The sequence below is a fragment of the Pseudomonas batumici genome, from assembly GCF_000820515.1.
GTDB lineage: Bacteria > Pseudomonadota > Gammaproteobacteria > Pseudomonadales > Pseudomonadaceae > Aquipseudomonas > Aquipseudomonas batumici.
Genome location: NZ_JXDG01000032.1, coordinates 58858 through 76319, shown reverse-complemented (window position 1 = coordinate 76319; position 17462 = coordinate 58858). Strand labels below are relative to the sequence as shown.

Below are 17462 nucleotides of genomic sequence, written 5' to 3'. Positions count from 1 at the left end.
TTAGGGGCATCGATGAAAGGCCAAAACGGTTTCACCTTGATAGAGCTGATGGTGACAGTGGCGATCGTTGCAATTCTGGCCTCTATTGCGTATCCGTCGTATACGAGCTATGTGAATCGCAGCAAGTTGTCTGAAGGGGCTAACGCCCTGGCGGCCTTGCAGGTAAAGATGGAATCCTACTATCAAAATACCCAGACCTACAGTAATGCGGGTGCCTGTGGGGTGCTTCCCGCTAATACGACCAATTTTACGATTGCCTGTGCCATCAATAATACTAATGGTAGTGGGCAAGGGTATACCTATACGGCCAGCGGGATAGGGTCTATAGCGGGAACGAATTACACGATTAACGAGCAAGGCAACAAGACGACCACCGGGTCTTCCAACAAAGCCTGTTGGATCATAACCGGGTCGGAGTGCTGATCTTGAATCGTCAGCGAGGGGTGACCTTGTTGGAAACCATGGTTGCCATTGCGATCATGGGTATCGTGATTGCTTGGGGCATTCCGTCTTTGAGCGATGTCATTTCCAATAACACCGTAAAATCCACGGCGGACGTGGTTTTTTCCGCTCTTCAGGAAGCCCGCTCCGAGGCGCTGAAACGCAATACAGCGGTTTCCGCTACCATCACCGCCACGGCAATCAATCTGTCGGGCAGTAATTATGCCAAGACAATAAGTTTGGCGGGTGCGGGGTCTGGGACGACGATCAGTCAAAGTACAGCCGGCGCGATTACGTTCACCTCGACTGGGCAGATTGTTGCCTCCACCTCGTATACCATCACGATTATAAATACTTCCTGCGCGGCAAATAATGCATGTCTCAATGTTGAGGCTTATGGCGGCGGTTTCATCAAAGTCTGCAACCCTTCGCAAGGTAACAGTAATGCCTCGAATTTTTGCCCATCCTCATCATAAGCAGCGCGGATTCTCGCTGATCGAGTGTTTGATAGCACTCTTGATCATGACGATTGGTCTGTTGGGCAATGCCGCCCTTCAAGCGCAACTGTCGAAAGAGTCCGCCAAGTCGGATGATCGGGTAAAGGCCACCAATCTGGCCAAGATACTCTACGGTCAAATGGTCTCGGACGCTTCGAACCTTGCCAACTATGCTTATCCGGGCAGCGGCACGGCCAGCTCGGCCGCCAGTTGGGCCGTGGAAGTCAAGAAACTGCCGGGGGCGATTGATCCCACGGTGAGCGTGGCGGCTGACGGCACTTGTCTGATCACGATTCAGTGGAGCATGCCTCAAGATAATAGTGTGAATACCTACAGTGTTCCTTTCAAAGTAGATAAAACGTTATGAGGCAAAAGGGCTTCTCGCTCATTGAAGCCATGCTGGCGATGGTCATCGGTCTGATCATGTCGCTCGCCGCCGCCTCGCTGGCGATGTCCTATGACACGGGGAGAATGAGCAACATCGCATCCAACACAGCGAACACCAACGGAACCACCGCAGCCGAGACCATCAACACGGCGCTTGAAATGGCCGGTGCCGGGCTGATCAGCAATCACAGTCAAATCTGTAGCCACCTCTATTCCACGACGGCGACGAATACGAATTCAGGCATCGAACTGGATACGATAAAGCTGGATGTGACGACAGACCCCAATTCCAACCATGTGATTTTTGCCTATGGCAGTGGGGGTAGCGCGGCTTCAATGCTCAAGGTTTCAGTGTCATTGGCCAACCCCAACGACGATATCGGCATTCCCCAGGTGGGGTCGGTGGCGACCGGAGACGATATTCTACTGGCCTATAGTTCTGCCGGGAGTGGAACGGACTGCACCTTGCGACGTGCGACGGCCCCCAACGCGGTGAACGGCAATGCCGGGATGGTGAATATCGGTTTGTCAGCAACGGCCGAACATAATCAAGCGATTGCCGGAGTGCCCACCTACGCGGCTGATTTTTATGTCATTCCTGCGCAGGTTTTCAACTACCAGGAGTGGTACTCGGAAAATGCACTGTTGAAAATCAAGGACAAAATTACCGGTAAGGTGAGCATCGTGGCCGATGGGGTGGTTTTCTTGAGAGCGCAATACGGTGTGAACAGTGGCCTTGGACTGACCTGGCAGGACCAGCTCCCCAGCCAACTCAACAACCTGAAGGCGGTGCGCACGGCGATGGTGATTCGCTCGGGGAATCGAGAAAAACAAGCCAATGCCGCTAATTGCACAAGCACAACGAATTCTACCATCAGTTTCAATGGCTGGCAGAATGCGGCAAACGGTTCAAGCTCGGTCGATGTATCGGCCCTGACCAACACCAGTGGTACCGCCCTGATTCCGGATTGGCGCTGCTATTTTTACAAGACCTACACGACGGTAACACCACTGCGTAGTTTGGCTTGGGCCACGGCCCAGTGAGAAGGCAGCGATGAAAAATAACCAGAAAGGTGCGGTTCTTATCCTCACCCTTATTTTGCTGACGATATTTTTGATCGCCTCGGTTGGATTAATCCGCTCGGTCAACATGAATGTCACCACCGTGGGGAACTACTCCTATCGGGAAGGTGCGCTGGCGGCCTCGGATAGCATATTGCCGACCGTCAAGAGCTATATCTCCGGCAAGGCCGATTTGACCGCGGCTGACCCAGGTATCTACTCCCCAACCATTCTGACCAACAGAGATGCCAACGGTTTACCCCTCCCTTGCGCCACGGGAGATGGCTGGAGTTGCCTGAACCCGGTGGTGCTTTCGAGTGCCTATTCTTCTACCTATTATATCGAGCGTCTTTGTACGGTCACCGTCGTCACGAGCACGGGAACGCAGTGCCAAGTCGAAAAACCGACAGCGGCTAACGGAGGTAGCTACAGCCTGCGGGGCGGGAATCAAGATGGTAAATCGCTCATGTCGTACCCTATTTTATACCGGGTAACGGTAAAAACCACTGGCCCCAAGGGAGCCGTGGTAACGACCCAGACAACCATTTCAAGATAAACGATAAAGTCAGTGTTGTTAAAAAAACAGGGGCTGGGGTGTATGCATAAGTGGGTGAGATCACGGGTAATATTTTTCCTGGCCGGGGTGGTCTCTCCAGCTTTTGCAGCGACGACGGACATTGCTCAGCTCCCATTGGGCATGATGAATGTGGTCGAGCCCAATATGATACTGGGGATTGACGACTCAGGCTCGATGGACACCGAAGTGTTGCTGACGAGTAACGACGGTGCCCTGTGGTATAACTCGACTTCCGGCAAGGCTGGATTTACCGGGTGGAACAGTTCCGATGTTTATAGCGCCACCAACTATGCTCCGAACTATAACTCTGCTGGAGGCACAAGCTCGACGTGGCTAAAGTATGAGTACCTATTCCCTAATAGTTCCCGAAAATACGTAGACACCGCGGCGGCCGGGGAGGGTTACGCCGCACCCTTCATCCCGAGCTACGCCTACTTGCGGGATTATGAATACAACCCCCTGTACTACAACCCCAATACGACTTATGTTCCGTGGGCCGCTGATTATTATAGTGGCACCACGACCACCTACAGCAATTCTGTTCCCACGGCGGCACGAATCCACCCTACGGAATCGCCCACTGTGACCTATGACCTGACCAATACGCTAACCAACGGTACCAGCGGATGGACGTTCAGGTTCTATACCGGGATGGTGATTCCGGGTTCAACGATTTCAGGGATCAAGAATGGCAGTACCAGCATCACCACCGATGTGACGGTGGGCACAAGCTCGGGTTACACGAACTCGTACTACGATATTACGATTCCCTATTACCCAGCCACGTATTGGGTCAAGGATGCGACGTGTACGAACGGGGCGCCTGCATGTGCAACCGCTCCCGATGGGAGCCTGCTTCGTCGATATGAAATCAAGTCGAGCAACACCTTCCCATCGGGTCGCAGCTATGCGGCGGAAATGCAGAATTTTGCCAATTGGTTCACCTATTACCGCAAGCGCCGACTGATGCTGTCCTCTGCCATGTCTGCGGTACTGCCTCAATTGACCAATCTTCGCATGGGCGCCCGCTGGATGGATTCCAGCAACGTGGCCAGTATGGTGGATCTTAACTCAACGACACCGGCTACCAATTACCAGTATCTGCTTGGATTGATCTATCGCGTGTTTGGGGCGGGTGGTACGCCTACCCGTACGCTTTTGAAAGCAATCGGTGATCTTTATAAGAACGACAGCAGCGAGACCTACATTCAGTACGCTTGCCAGCGCAATAGCATCATGATCGTAACTGACGGGTTTGCTGACGCCTCGACCACGACGCCTCCCGCTTACTCGTCCAGTCCGTGGTTCACTTCAGCGCCCTATACCACGACCTACTCAGGTACGTTGGCGGATTTGGCGGCTTCTTACTATAGCAACACCTTGGGCAGTTCCAGCTTTACAGCCGGTCGGGTGCCTTATGATCCGAATGCGACTTCGCCAAGCGCAGACAAGAACCCTAACCTGCACATGAACACGTACGGGATGACACTGGGTGCGCAGGGGACAATCTTCGGGACGGGATCCAATCAAGATAAAGACCCCTACACCTACGCCCCCACATGGCCCAACCCCAACGTGGCGCACAGCCCGACCGCTGTTGATGACCTGTACCATGCGACCATTAATGGCCGGGGCAAGATGCTGTTGGCCACCGACAGCGTGAGTGCCACCACTTCGATCAAGAGCATCATTGCCGATCTGCTGAACAAGTCGGGAGCGGGAGGCGCGATCAGCGTCTCCAACATCAATATCCAGCCGGGTGACAACACGGCCTACATTGCCAGTTTCAATGCGTCCTCTTGGTATGGCGACTTGGTGGCCGCGCCGATCGATCTCACCACGGGGAACACCTCGGCCAGCAGCTCGCTGTGGAGTTTTCAAGCAACGCTGGATGCCTTGAGCTGGACGACCAGAAAGTTTGCTTCTTACACGGGCAGCAGTGGTGCCATTTTTCCCGATGGATTGAGTTCCACACAAACGGCGCTGCTCAATTCCCCGAGCGCCACGGACAATCTCACGGTTGCCAACTGGTTGAAGGGGGATCGCTCCAACGAAGGTACCTTGTACCGTACCCGGACCCATGTCCTGGGCGATCTGGTGGATGCAGAGCCGGTGATGGTGAATAACAAACGCTCCTGGAGCATAACGACTGACAGCACTTATACGACTTTCGGTCAGACTATTGCCGGACGCAAAAGTGTCGTCTATCAGGGCGGCAACGACGGTATGCTGCATGCGATTGATGCCAGCAACGGTGGTGAGCTGTGGGCTTACATTCCAAGCCTGGTGCTTGCAAAACTCAACTCGTTATCCCAGAAAACCTACAATCACACGTTCACCGTGGACGGTACGCCGACTGTTCGTGATGTCAATTCATCAGGGACATGGAAGACCTTGCTGGTGGCAGGGCTTCGCGCGGGGGGGAATGGTTATTACGCACTTGATGTAACGAACCCGGCAGCCACCAGTTCGGCAGACCTGGCCTCGAAGGTGAAATGGGAGTTTCCCAACGCCAGCACCTCGTCGAGCGTGACCAATAACGTGGGGCTTTCTTATGGCCAGCCGTTGATTACCAATACGGCCGCCGGATATGTCGTCATGGTTTCGTCAGGCTACAACAACGGTGGGGATTATGCGGGCCATATGTTCGTTCTGAATCCTGACACCGGTGCCGTGATTCGTGACATCCCTACCGGCTATGGAACCTCACTGTCTCCGGCCGGGCTGGCCCACCTTTCAGCCTATTCCTCTGATGGGATCACCGCCTCGGCGGTCTATGCAGGCGATCTGAACGGTAATGTCTTCAAGTTCGATATCTCGGATCCAAATCCGGCGAACTGGTCTGTTGCCCGCATTGCGCTCTTGCAGGACGGCAGTGGTGCCGCCCAACCCATTACTCAGAGTGTCGAGGTGGGGCAAGTGAACAGCAAGACGGCGATCTTTGTCGGTACAGGTCGGTCCCTGGCCACGTCGGACTTCAGCTCCACTCAAATCCAAAGCGTTTACGCCTTTCTGGATGATGGGACGGTCTACACGGGTACCAGCTCGCCTCGTAGCGTGCTTGTTCCGCAGACAGTCACCGTGAATGCGGATGGGACCCGGACCATTACCAAGAATACCGTCAACTACTCAACGCAGAAGGGCTGGTACTTCGACTTGCCTGGCGGGGAGGGGGTGACGTCGGACATGCAGTTGGCTTTCGGTACGTTGGTCTTGAACTCCAACGCGCCGTCCACGACGGCCTGCAGTTCAAATAGCTATCAGTATCAAGTCGATGAAGGTTCCGGCGGACAGCTGGATAACTCGTACTTCGCCACGGGCATCACCCCCTGGGCGGGTCGGAGCTTGGGAAGCAACCTCACATCTCGCCCGGTGGTCGCTGTGCTGTCCAACGGTACGGTGATCAGCTTTAGTCACGGCTCCGATAACAGCGTGATCAGTCTCGCCTTGCTCGGAAAAGGGGCGACGGCCATGCACAAGATTTTTTGGCGGGAAGTTCGAAATTAGCGTGCAATAAGCTAATGAAACAGCGAATGAATAAAATCGCCGCCATCAAAGACCGTAGTCCCTGATGGCCAGGCGATTTGAACTCGGCGCTACTCCACGCTCCAGCCGCCCCCGAGGGCTCGGAAGGTGGCCACTGCGGCACGCGCATCGTTGGCATTGAGCTCGGCCATCTGGTTGCGTGTGCGCAGCAGTTCGCTGTCCTCGTTCAACACTTCGATCAGGCTCACCGCGCCGCCCTGGTACGCCTCGCTCGCGGCTTGTCGCGCGGTTTGCCTGGAGGTGATTTCAAGGGCCAGTTCCTGACGTTGGGCCTCGAGTTGAGTCAGGGTCACCACGGCGTTCTCCACGTCCTCGCTGGCGCGCAGCATCGACTGGCGGTATTCGGCCAGCGCCTGGGCGTTTGCGCCCTTGGCCTGGGCGACCTCGGCGTCGACACGGCCGAAATCGAACAGGCGCCAATGCAGCCCCAACAGCGCCTGCGGCTGGAAGGCCTGGGCGGTGAACAGCGAGCCGCTGTGCAGGCTGGAGAAACCCAGCAGGCCGCCCAGCGAAACCTTCGGATAGAACTCGGCAACCGCCACGCCGATACGCTCGTTGCTGGCCGCCAGGCGCCGCTCGGCGGCAATGACATCCGGGCGACGGCGCAGCATCTCCCCAGGGGCTATGTTGGCCGGGATCTGCGGAACCTTGTAATCGATTTTTTCCGGTGCCGTGCCGGCCAGGTCGCGGGCATAGGTACCGGGTGCGACGCCCATCAGCACGTCGAGGCGGTTGAGTTGCACCGCCAGTTCGGTGCGCAACGGCGGCAGGGTGGTACGCGCCTGTTGCAGCACCGCCCGGGCCTGGGCGGTCTCGCGCTGGTTGCCCAGCCCCTGGGCCAGGCGGGCCTCGACCAGGGCGAGCAGATCGCCCTGGTTCTTGATCTGCTGTTCGGTCACCTGGATACGCTGCTGGGCACCGCGAATGCGCAAGTAAGCATCCGCCGCTTCGGCGGCAACGGAAACCCGTACGCCGGCCTGGCTGGCTTGTGCGGCCTGGGCGTCGTCCAGCGCCGCCTGCTCGCCGCGCTTGAGCCCTCCCGCCAGATCCAGCTCCCAGCTCGCGCCGGCGCCGATGTTGCTCAGGGTCTGATTGCGCTCGTAGCCGGGCTGATGGCTCGCCAGTTGGCCCTCGGGGCTTTCCAGCGACTGGCGCTGCCGCACCACCTGGCCATCGAGGCTGCCTTGAGGCATGCGCGTCGCGCCGGCCTCCTGGGCGACGGCACGCGCCTGGTCCACGCGGGCCATGGCCACGGCGAGGTCGAGATTCTGCGCCAGGACCTTCTGGATCAGCTGGGTCAGTTGCGGGTCATCAAAGCCTTTCCACCAGCTTTCCAGCGCGGGGGCGGGGCGCCCGGCGTCGCGCTGTTGCAGGGCGTCCTGGGCCATGAACCGGGCGGCGGCCTGATCGGCGGGGCGCTGGTAGTCCGGGCCCACCGTGCAGCCGGCCACCGTGATGGCCAGCGCAGCCAGTACAAAGCGCCCGCGGGGAAGCATGCGATCAAGCAAGGTGTTCATCGAATAATCCTCAAGCGTGATTAATGAGCGTCGGCGGACGGTTGTTTGGGGGGCTGGACCTTGTGCATCAACGGCACCAGCAAGGTGGCGGCGACGAAGCAGACCATGATCATCAGGAAGGCGTCGGCATAGGTCAGCGTTTGTGCCTCCCGCCAGGTCAGGGCCCAGAGTTGACGCATGGCGAGCTGGCCGGCATCGATGCTGTTCTGTCCGAGCAGTTGGGCGTTCGCGGTCAGTTGGTCGAGCCAGGTATTCATGGCTTCGTTGCGGGTATTGAGGTGCTCGGCCAGTCTCAGGAAGTGCAGGTTGGTCCGGTCGTTGAGCACGGTGGCGCAGGCGGCGATGCCGATGGCGCCACCGAGGTTGCGCATCAGGTTGAACAGGCCGGAAGCCAGTTTCAGGCGTGCGGGAGCCAGTGAGCCCAGGGTGAGGGTCACCACGGGTGGCACCGCCATTTGCTGGGCGAAGCCACGCAGGGCTTGTGGCAGCAGCAGTTCCTTGGCGCCCCAGTCGTGGGTGATGGGGGAGAAGTCCCACATCGACAGGGCAAACAGGGAAAGCCCCAGCATGAGAATCCAGCGCAGGTCGATGCGGTTGGCCAATATTGCATACACCGGGATCGCCAACAGCTGGAATATACCGGTGGAAAACACCGCCAGGCCGATGTCCAGCGAGCCGTATCCACGTACCCGTCCGAGAAACAGTGGGGTCAGGTAGATGGTGGCGAAAATGCCGATCCCGGTGATAAAGGAAAACAGGCAGCCCAGGGCAAAGTTGCGATCGCTCAGCGCGCGCAGATCGACGATGGGTTCGGCAATTTCCAGGCAGCGCCAGATGAACAAGGCGCCGCTGATGCCCGCGATCCAGGCGGTGGTGGCGATGGTGCTGTCGCTGAACCAGTTCCAGCGCGGCCCTTCTTCCAGGGTGTACTCCAGGCAACCGAGAAACACCGCCATCAGGAACATGCCGATATAGTCGGCGCCCTTGAGCAAGGCCGGGTTGGGGCGGTCGACCTTGACCAGCATCGGCACGACGAAGGTCACGAACAGGCCGGGTACCAGGTTGATATAGAACAGCCAGTGCCAGGATGAAACGTCGGTGATCCAGCCGCCCACCGCCGGGCCCAGGGTCGGGGCCAGCGAGGCGATGGCGCCGATGGTGGAGGCGGCGATCACCCGCTGCTTGCCGGTGAAATACATGAATGCCGTGGTGAACACCAGCGGGATCATCGAGCCGCCGAGAAAGCCCTGCAAGGCGCGAAAGGCGATCATGCTCTGGATGTTCCAGGCCAAGGCACACAGCAGGCTGGTCAAGGTGAAACCGGCTGCCGACACGGCGAACAGCCAGCGCGTACTCATCACCCGCGAGAGCCAGCCGGACATGGGGATCACGATGATCTCCGCGATGAGGTAGGCGGTCTGCACCCAGGCCGTGTCGTCGGCGCCGGCCGAGAGGCCGCCGCCGATGTCCTTGAGCGACGCGGAGACGATCTGGATATCGATCAGGGCGATGAACATGCCGACGCACATGGTGGCGAAGGCCGCCACTTTCTGTGCCATGGTCAGTGTGGGCAGTGGGATGCTCATGGCTGGCCTGCCACTGCAGCGTTGTCGGGCTGCAACGCCTCACGGGTGTTCACTTGGGTCACCACCGACAACCCGGGGCGCAGTGCCCCCAATTGAGCATCGACACCGTCCAGACGTACCCGCACCGGCACGCGTTGGACGATCTTGGTGAAGTTGCCCGTGGCGTTTTCCGGTGGCAATACGCTGAACTGCGCACCCGTGGCCGGCGCCAGGCTTTCGATGTGACCGTGGAACTCACGGCCGGGCAGGATATCGGCCCGAACGCTGACAGATTGACCCACCTGCATGCGGGCTAGCTGGTCTTCCTTGAAGTTGGCGTCGACCCACAGTCCCTTCGCCGGTACTACCGAGATCAGTTGGCTGCCGGCGGCGGCGTAGGTGCCGACCCTGGCGCGGCGGTTACCGACGTAACCATCCACGGGGGCACGCAACTCGGTATAGCCGATGTTCAGTTGGGCCTGTTCGCGTTCGGCTTGCGCCTGTTGCAGGGCTGCCCGGGCCTGGCCGCGCTGGCTGTCGATCACGTCCAGTTGCCGGCGTGCCGCCAGCAGCCCGGCTTCGGCGCGGGCGTGGTCGGCACGCGCGGTCTTCCAGGTGGCATCGACTCGCTGGGCACTTTCGACCGATACGGCCTGGCTGCGAACCAGGTTCTGATAGCGCGCATGATCGTCTCCAGCCCGTTGCGTTTCGGCATCCGAAGCGTCGATCTGCGCCTTGGCCTGGTTGATCACCGCCTGTTGCAACTGTTCGGTCGCATCGAGATTGACCAGGGTGGCCTGCTGTGCCGCCACGGCGCCATCGGCCTTGGCCAGGGCGGCGCGGTAATCGCGTACATCGATACGGGCAAGCAGGTCGCCGGCTTTGACAAACTGGTTGTCCTGCACCGCCACCTCACTGATATAGCCCGGCACCTTGGCGCTGATGACCGTGACATCGGCGCCTACGTAGGCGTCGTCGGTGTCTTCGATGTAGCGGCTGACCAACCACCAATGGCTGCCATAGCCGACGGCGCCGATCACGGCGAGGCTCAGCAGCCCCAGGCGCAAGGCTTTCTTGCGGCTAACGCGGGTGTAGGAGACGGGGGTGTCTGCTGATTCGGGCGCAGTGCCGACTTGAGCTGTCATGGCGAAATGACCTTTTTGAGAAAAATTAATTGGGAAAGTGGCTGACCAGAGCATCGCTCTGGCGGTAGGCCTGGCCGGTACGGACACGCCATTGGGTCAATGCATCGGCATCGTGTGACACATGGACCCGGTGGCCCTCGCGGGTGATGGGTTTGCCGGTATTGGCATCCATCAACGCCAGCGCCACGGGTTGTCCGGTTGTTTCGTCCGCCAGGAAAACCTTGTCCGAGCCGCTGGCGTGGCGGGCGCCCCAGGCCATCAGCGTGAGGATCACCGGACGCAGATCCAGGCCGGCTTCGGTGAGGTGGTACTCATTGCGTGGCGGGTTGTCCTGGTAGGGACGGCGCTCCAGCAAACCGGTAGCGACCAGGTCATTCAGACGGCGGGTCAGGGTGTTCGAGGCGATACCCAGGCTGTTGAGGAACTCGTCGAAACGGCGCAGGCCGTAGAAGGCATCGCGCAGGATCAGCAGGCTCCAGCCGTCACCGATGTGCTCCAGGGCATGGGCGACCGGGCAAGGCATGGGTTGGAAGCTGGCTCTTTTCATCGGGGTCTCCGAATCGGCGTTCGTTTGTATTACGGTCATAATATTTCATAGTGAATTTCATAATGAAAGTGACTTTTGAAAAAAATCTCTGCCGATCGTCGGCTAGCGCTCGGCGCCGGGGCGGCGCGATTGCCTGCTCATTCGATGGCGTAGGGGGAGGGAGTCAGCTGGGACGGGGCTGGGCGCCCCGGTTTCAATGGGCTGGGCCGGACTTGAAAACACCGCTGAGGACAAACGCGTAGCGTTCCGGGCGGATAAAGAAGGTGGTCCGATCGCAGCAGCGGCCATCGGCGAAGTACGAGGTGCGCTCCATCACCAGCAGCGCCGCGCCACGTTTGACCTTCAGGGTCTGGGCCAGGTGCCTGTCGGCTTCCTGGGCCCGAATCGTCATGTCGGCGCGGGTGACCGGGGAGCCGATGATCGACTCCAGGATCGAATAGATCGGCCGGTGCTCGGCCTCGCGCCACAAGACATTCGCCAGTTCGGCCGGCAGGTGGCTGCGACCCAGGGCAATGGGTTCGTCGTCGACAAAGTGCAGGCGCTCCAGCAGCAGGCAGTGCCCGGCATCGGCAAACAAGCCGGATAATGCCTCGGGAACCGGCTGCAGCTGATGGTCGAGGACGCGCATGCTCGGCTTGAGACCTTGCAGCAGCAACGCCTCATGAAAACTGCGCAGGGCATCGAGACCATGCCGGACCTGCTTGGCGGCAACGAAGGTGCCTTTGCCTTGCTTGCGTTCCACCACCCCGTCGTCGCTGAGCTTGCCCACGGCCAGGCGGATGGTCACGCGGCTGACCGCGAAGCGCTGGCCCAGCGCGGCCTCGGAGGGCAGCTTGCCGCTGGGCTCGTAGGCGCCACGCTGGATCTCCTCCAGCAACTGGTGGGCGATCTGTTCGTAGAGCGAGGTGCTGCTGTCGCGAAGAATGGGCGTGGACACTGCCGGGTTCCGTGATCGCAGAAGCGCGGTGCTCCTCGTGAGCCTTAGCTTCTAAGGTTATAAAAACAGATTATTGGGACAACTTGTATTAATACGTATTATGTCAGGCAATCTCATTTTAAGCGATCTGACGACACGTGCCATGCCAGAAACCTACCTTCGTGTGCAGCCTGCGGCCGATGCGCTGAGCGTCGAGCAAATCAGCTTCAGCTACCCCAATGGGCAGCGGGTGTTTTCCTCCTTCAGCCTGGGCGCCGCTCCCGGCGAGTTTGTCGCCATCCTGGGGCCGTCCGGCTGCGGCAAGACCACCTTGCTGAACCTGTTGTCGGGTTTCGTCCAGCCGCAGGCGGGGCAGATCCGCCTGAACCAGGCCCCGGTGAGTCCGGAGCGCTCGGAGCTGGGTTATGTGTTCCAGGCGCCGCAGTTGTTTCCCTGGCTGACGGCCCTGGAAAACGTCCGTTTCGGCCTGCGCATGGCCGCCGATCTCAGCGAATCGCAACAGCGCGAACGAGCCTTGCAGTACCTGCGCCTGGTCGGGCTTGGGCAGGCCGCGCAGCGTTTGCCCCATCAGCTTTCCGGCGGCATGCAGCAGCGGGTCTCGTTGGCCCGTACCTTGGCGCTGGAGCCCGAGGTATTGCTGATGGATGAGCCGTTCGCCGCGCTGGACGCGATCAGCCGCAGCCACATGAATGAAGAAACCCTGCGGATCTGGGCCGAACTGGGCCAGACCGTCTTGTTCATTACCCACGATATCGACGAGGCGGTGTTTCTGGCTGACCGGGTCATCGTCCTCAACATCGCTCCGGGCGGTATTCACAGCGAACTGAAGATCCAGCTGCCACGCCCGCGTTCCAATCTGAAAACCCGCCGCCTGCCGGCTTTCCTCGATTACCGCAATGAGCTGATGGAGCGTATTTCCCAGGTCATGGCGCTGTCGGAGGCCCGCGTTTCCCCATCCCTTTCCCTGGTCCTTGAAACCGAGTCGATCCCATGATCAAACGTACGCTGCTTGCCCTTTCATTGTCGGTTGCCGCGGTGGCCGGCAGCCCATCGGGTGTCGCCAACGAAACCAGGCCGCTACGGGTGGGGTATGTGTTTGCCATGGCCAATGCCCCGGCGCTGATCGCCGACAAGCAGGGCTACTACCGCGATGAAGGCCTGGTGGTGGATCTCAAGGCGTTGGGCGATGGTCCGGTGATCCAGCAGGCGTTGGCCGCCGGTGAACTGGACATGGCCTATGTCGGTACGCCGCCGGTGTACCAGTGGTTTTCCCGAGGGTTGCAGAGCCGGATCCTGGCCAAGGTCAATTACGGCCAGGCGGCGGTGATCGTCGACAGCAAGAGCCCGAGCAACTCCCTGGCCGACCTCAAGGGCAAAAAACTCGCCGGGGTGAAGAAGGGCAGTGGCATGGACGTGCTGCTGAGAGGCTATGTGCTCAAGGAAAAGGCCGGACTCAATCCCGACGCCGACCTCAACATCATCGACATGCCTCCCGGCAACATGAACGCCGCCCTGGAGCGCGGCATCGTCGATGCGGCGTTTTCCTGGGAACCCTTTGTCAGCCAGTCGTTGCTGCGGGGTTCCAGTCGGGTGCTGTTCGACGTCAACCAGGCCTTGCCGCAATACCCCTGGTACGTGGTAATCGCCTTGCCGAAAACCTTGCAGGAGCGACCGGACGACGTGGTGAAACTGCTGCGCGCCCATCGCAAGGCCATCGCCTTTCTCAACGAGCATCCCGACGAGTCGAACCGAATCATCGCCGAGGCCTTCAAGCTCGAAGCCGTGCAAGGACCCGACGGCAAGACCATCGCCCCGCAAACCATCGTCGCCCAGGCCCGCACCCGGCTGGGCTGGTCGGCGGACTTGCAGGCCGCAGACATCCAGTTCATCCAGCGCCTGATGAACTACTCCCATGACCTGGGCTTTGTCGACGCCCCGCTCATGACCGAGCAACTCGTCGACACCACCTACCTGGAACGAGCTTCGCGTTGAGTCTGCCCATGTCCTTGCCAAAACCGAATTGGGGATGGGCCTCGCTGCCTTTCCTGTTGCTGATCTGGGTGGCCCTGGCCAGTCGTTTTCCCACCTACATCCTGCCGCAACCCTGGGAGGTCGCCCGCGAGACCCTGCGTTGGCTGGGCGACGGATCGCTCTGGCAGCACCTGCAAGCCAGCGTCCTGGAGGAGCTCGGCGGGTTCTGCGCGGCGGTCGTGGTCGCGGTGCTGCTGGGGGCGGCGGGCGGATTGTCCGCGCGTTTTCGCGACTTCATCGCGCCGCTCAACAGCCTGTTCATGGCCATCCCGCCGATCGCCTGGGCGCCGCTGATCATGATCATCTTCGGCCTGGGTTACCTGTCCATCGTGCTGGTGATCTTCATTGCCGCGGTGTTCCCCATGGCGGTGACGATCCAGGAGGGCGTGCAGGGCATTCGCGGTGGCGAAGTTCGCGCGGCCCGTACCCTGGGGGCCAGTCCCTGGCAATTGCTCGCCCATGTCTACCTGCCGGCCTCGCTGCCGTTCGTCACGGCGGCCCTGCGCATCGGCTTCAGCCAGGGCTGGCGGGCGCTGGTGGCGGCGGAAATGATCGGTGCCTCCCAGGGCATCGGCTGGATGGTCTCCACGGGGGGCCAGATCGGCAACAGCAGCCAGGTGCTGCTGGGCATTGTCATGATCGGGCTGATTGCCTGGTTGATGGAGAGTTTCGTGTTCCGGCGCATCGAGCGTCACTACCAGCAATGGCGCGCGCAATAAGTCGCCCGTGCCCCCTTCAAACCGTCAGTGAAACTGTACGAGGTGTCATGTGAGCAACCCGTTCGATCCCCGCGAAGCCGGGCACTACATTGCCCCGCAAGGCCTGTATGAACGCAACAAGCAGCGCCCGTTCCTGGGTTCTATCCGCTCTGACCGCAACACCCTGGTGGCCGGCCAATGGGACGAGATCACCCTGGTCTACGAGGTCGGCGGCAGCGGGCTGGCGGACGGTGCCTGGCTGAAACTGGCGTTCAAGTTCTACTCCGACTGGGCGTTGTTCCAGACCTCGAACCCGGCGGGTGCCAACTACGTCAGTGCCGAGTACCAGGCCGGGGAGTTGGTGCCGGGGCAGAGCCAGGCCACGGTGCAGCATTTGAAGGTGCGCTTCGACCAGAAGGGCCATGAGCGGCCGTTCCAGAAAGCCGTGATCATCGACATCGTCGACGGCTACCTCAATCCCGGCGATCGCATCGTTATCCGCCTGGGCGACCGGCGCCAGGGCGGCGCGGGCACCCGGGTGCAGAGCTTTGTCGAGAAGGACTTCCGCTTCCGCCTGTTCATCGACCCGCTGGGCAGCTCGAAGTTTGCCGAGGTGCCGGGTGATCCGCTGCTGGATATCGTCCCGGGACCGGCCCATGGTGTGCAACTGATCGTGCCGCGCCTGGTCAGCGCCGGCGAGGCGTTCGACGTGCTGCTGCGGGTCGACGATGCCTGGGGCAATACCTGCCGCCATCTGCCGCTCGAGGGTCTGCTGAGCCTGACCGGTCCTGAAGGCGAACAGCGGCAACAGCCGTTCCGTCTGGCGGCCGAAGGCTGGGCGGTTGCCCGGCTGGAAGGGTTGGTGTTCGGTGCGGTGGGCGAGTGGCGCCTGTCGGCCGAGGTGCAAGGGGATTTTGTCCGTGGAGCCCAGGCCTTTGTCACGGTCGATCCGGCCGGTGGCGCATTGCGCCCGCTTTACGCCGACCTGCATGTGCACTCCGACGACACCGTGGGCACCAATGACACCCTGTACAACCTCAGCTATGGGCGGGATGTCGCCGGGCTCGATGTGCTCGGCTATACCGCCAACGACTTCAACATCACCGAGCAACGCTGGGACCAGGCGGTCAGGCTGATTCACGAACTCAACGAGCCCGGTCGCTTCGTCTGCTATCCCGGAACCGAATGGTGCGGTAACTCCTGCGCCGGCGGCGACCGCAACGTAGTGTTCCTGCACGACAGGAAGCCGGAGTTTCCGTTCGACAACCAGGGGCGGTTGGTGCGCTCGTTCGAATGGAACGAGTTCACCTCCGGCACCATCAAGCCCGGCGCCTGGCCGGTGGACGAGTTGTACGCCGCTTATGCCAAGGACCCCGAGGGCCATCTGATGATGCCGCATGTGGGCGGGCGCCGTTGCAACCTGGACTGGCACCACCCGGAGCTGGAGCGCCTGATTGAAGTGGGTTCGGCCTGGGGGCAGTTCCATTGGGTCTACGCCGAAGCCTTGCAACGGGGTTATCGGGTCGGTGCTGCCGCCAACAGCGATGAGCACCAGGGCCGTTGCGGTGGCGGTGTACCGGCCACGGCGGTGTTCGGTTCACGCGGCGGGCTGACCGGGGTGATCGCCGACGGTTTCGACCGCGCCAGTGTTGGCAAGGCATTGCGTGCCCGTCGCACCTTTGCCACCACCGGTGAGCGCTCGTTCGCCAGCCTGCGCCAGGGTGCGCATTTCATGGGTGAAGTGTTCACTGCGCGGGCGGATGCGGTACTGGATTATCGGTTGCTGGGGGAGGCGGGTTGGGAGCAGGTGGAGCTGTTCGACGGCGAGCAACGGGTCTGGTCGCGCAACCTGCATGAGGAACTGGGTTTCTCTGCCCACGGCATTCGCCTGAGGCTGGGCGGCGCACGGATCAAGGACCGTTATCGCGGTGCCTACTGGACCGGCGAGATCCGCGTGACCGGCGCGGTGATCAAGGGCTTCCGGGCCTTGGGTCTCGATCATCCCGAGCAGACCGTGTGGCGCAAGGATGCGACGACGCTGGCGTTTCGCACCGACACCAATGGCGATACCGACAGTATCGAGATCGACCTGTCGCAACTGGCCGGCGCGACCTTGCAGATTCACAGCCGTATCGACAATTACATCAAGGTCGGCGACCCGTCCGAGCCGCAACCCCATGTGCATGCGCCGACGGTGCTGATGGAGTTGTCCGGTGAGCAACTGCTGGCGCAGGGGCAGGTGGTCGAGGCGTTGCCAGGGGCGGAGTTGAAGGTGTCCCTGGAGCGGACCACCGACGCGCCGCTACCGCGAGAGGTGCAAGGGCAGATCGAGCTGGCGGCGTTGCAGTTGGAAGCGGGGCGTGAGCATCCTTTGTTCATCTGTGCGCGGCAGCGCGATCAGTCCAGGGTCTGGACTTCGGCGTTGTTTTTGACGGTGTAGGTCTGGGCCAAGAAAGCGCCAGCTATAAGGGGCTGGCGCGATGGGCTGCTCTTGATGCTTGATCGTGTGGGA

Annotated in this window: 15 protein-coding genes; 10 read left to right on the top strand and 5 right to left on the bottom strand. The window is 60.5% G+C overall.

The features are described 5' to 3' along the window. The first annotated feature begins 12 nt into the window (after window positions 1-12). The 6 genes from UCMB321_RS12245 to UCMB321_RS12225 are packed head-to-tail and all read left to right on the top strand — an operon-like array spanning window position 13 to window position 6471. Window positions 13-423, top strand: coding sequence for a type IV pilin protein (locus UCMB321_RS12245; RefSeq protein ID WP_040066959.1), 411 nt, complete (start codon window positions 13-15; stop codon window positions 421-423). A gap of 2 nt (window positions 424-425) precedes the next feature. After that, window positions 426-917 carry a pilus assembly FimT family protein gene (locus UCMB321_RS30035; protein WP_084614950.1) on the top strand — a complete coding sequence of 164 codons (492 nt, stop codon included), beginning with the start codon at window positions 426-428 and terminating at the stop codon, window positions 915-917. Beyond that, a complete protein-coding gene (pilV, locus tag UCMB321_RS29475) occupies window positions 886-1305 on the top strand; it encodes a type IV pilus modification protein PilV (protein ID WP_052451157.1) in 420 nt (139 codons plus the stop codon). Before UCMB321_RS30035 ends, pilV begins: the two co-directional genes overlap by 32 nt. Continuing rightward, complete coding sequence (locus UCMB321_RS12235; protein ID WP_040066958.1) at window positions 1302-2369, top strand: PilW family protein; 1068 nt, start codon at window positions 1302-1304, stop codon at window positions 2367-2369. The genes pilV and UCMB321_RS12235 overlap by 4 nt, the downstream gene beginning before the upstream one ends. 10 nt (window positions 2370-2379) lie before the next feature. Beyond that, window positions 2380-2943: a hypothetical protein gene (locus tag UCMB321_RS12230; protein ID WP_040066956.1), complete on the top strand. Its 564-nt coding sequence runs from the start codon at window positions 2380-2382 to the stop codon at window positions 2941-2943. Window positions 2944-2985: 42 nt separating this feature from the next. Next, on the top strand, window positions 2986-6471 hold the full coding sequence (locus UCMB321_RS12225; RefSeq protein ID WP_157015929.1) for a pilus assembly protein: 3486 nt from the start codon (window positions 2986-2988) through the stop codon (window positions 6469-6471). A gap of 89 nt (window positions 6472-6560) precedes the next feature. Here UCMB321_RS12225 and UCMB321_RS12220 read toward each other — a convergent pair whose 3' ends face one another. The 5 genes from UCMB321_RS12220 to UCMB321_RS12200 form a co-directional block, all read right to left on the bottom strand. Beyond that, on the bottom strand, window positions 6561-8027 hold the full coding sequence (locus tag UCMB321_RS12220; RefSeq protein ID WP_052451156.1) for an efflux transporter outer membrane subunit: 1467 nt from the start codon (window positions 8025-8027) through the stop codon (window positions 6561-6563). A 20-nt stretch (window positions 8028-8047) separates the two neighbouring features. Beyond that, entirely contained in the window at window positions 8048-9613 is a 1566-nt protein-coding gene (locus UCMB321_RS12215) for a DHA2 family efflux MFS transporter permease subunit (protein WP_040066954.1), read from the bottom strand. Further along, the gene (locus UCMB321_RS12210) at window positions 9610-10737 is read right to left on the bottom strand and encodes an HlyD family secretion protein (protein ID WP_040066953.1); all 1128 of its coding nucleotides are present in this window, start codon (window positions 10735-10737) and stop codon (window positions 9610-9612) included. Before UCMB321_RS12210 ends, UCMB321_RS12215 begins: the two co-directional genes overlap by 4 nt. A gap of 25 nt (window positions 10738-10762) precedes the next feature. Further along, on the bottom strand, window positions 10763-11284 hold the full coding sequence (locus UCMB321_RS12205; RefSeq protein WP_040066952.1) for a winged helix-turn-helix transcriptional regulator: 522 nt from the start codon (window positions 11282-11284) through the stop codon (window positions 10763-10765). Window positions 11285-11477: 193 nt separating this feature from the next. Then, window positions 11478-12221: a GntR family transcriptional regulator gene (locus UCMB321_RS12200; protein WP_040066951.1), complete on the bottom strand. Its 744-nt coding sequence runs from the start codon at window positions 12219-12221 to the stop codon at window positions 11478-11480. A 142-nt stretch (window positions 12222-12363) separates the two neighbouring features. Between UCMB321_RS12200 and UCMB321_RS12195 the strand changes: the two genes are divergently transcribed. Genes UCMB321_RS12195 through UCMB321_RS12180 form a run of 4 tightly spaced genes read left to right on the top strand, consistent with a single transcriptional unit; the run spans window position 12364 to window position 17390 of the window. After that, window positions 12364-13215, top strand: coding sequence for an ABC transporter ATP-binding protein (locus tag UCMB321_RS12195; RefSeq protein ID WP_084614945.1), 852 nt, complete (start codon window positions 12364-12366; stop codon window positions 13213-13215). Then, window positions 13212-14213 (top strand): ABC transporter substrate-binding protein, encoded by a 1002-nt coding sequence (locus UCMB321_RS12190; protein WP_040066949.1) that lies wholly within the window; start codon window positions 13212-13214, stop codon window positions 14211-14213. Before UCMB321_RS12195 ends, UCMB321_RS12190 begins: the two co-directional genes overlap by 4 nt. An 8-nt stretch (window positions 14214-14221) precedes the next feature. After that, window positions 14222-14971, top strand: a complete 750-nt coding sequence (locus UCMB321_RS12185; protein ID WP_040066946.1) for an ABC transporter permease — start codon at window positions 14222-14224, stop codon at window positions 14969-14971. Between the two features lie 49 nt (window positions 14972-15020). After that, window positions 15021-17390 carry a hypothetical protein gene (locus UCMB321_RS12180; RefSeq protein ID WP_040066943.1) on the top strand — a complete coding sequence of 790 codons (2370 nt, stop codon included), beginning with the start codon at window positions 15021-15023 and terminating at the stop codon, window positions 17388-17390. Window positions 17391-17462 lie beyond the last annotated feature (72 nt).

Bases quoted from the DNA above. Each gene is read 5' to 3' on its own strand.
- UCMB321_RS12245 (WP_040066959.1), top strand. From the start codon at position 13: ATGAAAGGCCAAAACGGTTTCACCTTGATAGAGCTGATGGTGACAGTG.
- pilV (WP_052451157.1), top strand. From the start codon at position 886: ATGCCTCGAATTTTTGCCCATCCTCATCATAAGCAGCGCGGATTCTCG.
- UCMB321_RS12235 (WP_040066958.1), top strand. From the start codon at position 1,302: ATGAGGCAAAAGGGCTTCTCGCTCATTGAAGCCATGCTGGCGATGGTC.
- UCMB321_RS12230 (WP_040066956.1), top strand. From the start codon at position 2,380: ATGAAAAATAACCAGAAAGGTGCGGTTCTTATCCTCACCCTTATTTTG.
- UCMB321_RS12225 (WP_157015929.1), top strand. From the start codon at position 2,986: ATGCATAAGTGGGTGAGATCACGGGTAATATTTTTCCTGGCCGGGGTG.
- UCMB321_RS12220 (WP_052451156.1), bottom strand. From the start codon at position 8,027: ATGAACACCTTGCTTGATCGCATGCTTCCCCGCGGGCGCTTTGTACTG.
- UCMB321_RS12215 (WP_040066954.1), bottom strand. From the start codon at position 9,613: ATGAGCATCCCACTGCCCACACTGACCATGGCACAGAAAGTGGCGGCC.
- UCMB321_RS12210 (WP_040066953.1), bottom strand. From the start codon at position 10,737: ATGACAGCTCAAGTCGGCACTGCGCCCGAATCAGCAGACACCCCCGTC.
- UCMB321_RS12205 (WP_040066952.1), bottom strand. From the start codon at position 11,284: ATGAAAAGAGCCAGCTTCCAACCCATGCCTTGCCCGGTCGCCCATGCC.
- UCMB321_RS12195 (WP_084614945.1), top strand. From the start codon at position 12,364: ATGCCAGAAACCTACCTTCGTGTGCAGCCTGCGGCCGATGCGCTGAGC.
- UCMB321_RS12190 (WP_040066949.1), top strand. From the start codon at position 13,212: ATGATCAAACGTACGCTGCTTGCCCTTTCATTGTCGGTTGCCGCGGTG.
- UCMB321_RS12185 (WP_040066946.1), top strand. From the start codon at position 14,222: ATGTCCTTGCCAAAACCGAATTGGGGATGGGCCTCGCTGCCTTTCCTG.